We start from the raw sequence: 583 nt of genomic DNA on the forward strand, positions 1-583 counted from the left end.
TAACGCCCTGTTAAGGGGCAAAAAATTGTTTGCTAAAATGTTGAGGGACGAAACAGCAAACTGTTTTTTGTCCCGCTTGAACAGCTTGTTATAACCCGATTACCCTCTGTCAAAGTAGATATTTTGAAGCTCGTCTACTATAAACCTAAATGAGTTATTTGGATCATTATAATTAAAGCTACCTTGGCAACTTTCTTCATTGAATTTGTATTCACCTAGGTACTTAACATCTAAATTTTCTTTTTTATCAATATGCCTCAAAATTCGGTTTTTAGTTTGATCTTCCGTGAGATTACATTGGCTATTGCTATAAAAGACTAAGGCTACAAAAGTTAATGCAACAAACCCGAATAGTGAAGATTTAATTTTCTGTTTTTTGCTACCTTTAGTAAATGAAAATATATTCACATGAATGGTTGCACCAAATAGACCTATTAAAATGCTCAGCATTAATATGATTGGGCTTAGCGCTATCCCTCCTTGACTAGCACCTAAAATAACCACGGGAATTAGCCCAACTAAGAAAGAATATAAAATCCATTTAGTGACGATACTCTTCATACTATCCTAGGGTTATAACGCC

1 protein-coding gene is annotated in these 583 nt (G+C 34.3%); it reads right to left on the minus strand.

Annotated elements, in window-relative coordinates; all coding sequences use genetic code 11:
* Positions 1 to 99 precede the first annotated feature (99 nt).
* Positions 100 to 561 carry a hypothetical protein gene (locus H4J52_RS02915; RefSeq protein WP_182224189.1) on the minus strand — a complete coding sequence of 154 codons (462 nt, stop codon included), beginning with the start codon at positions 559 to 561 and terminating at the stop codon, positions 100 to 102.
* Between the last annotated feature and the right edge of the window lie 22 nt (positions 562 to 583).

Origin of the sequence: Colwellia sp. MB02u-14, from assembly GCF_014076915.1 — a bacterium.
Taxonomy (GTDB): Bacteria; Pseudomonadota; Gammaproteobacteria; order Enterobacterales; family Alteromonadaceae; genus Colwellia_A.

What these genes read in the sequence shown, in the direction of transcription:
- H4J52_RS02915 (WP_182224189.1), bottom strand. Translation starts at nt 561, where the DNA reads ATGAAGAGTATCGTCACTAAATGGATTTTATATTCTTTCTTAGTTGGG.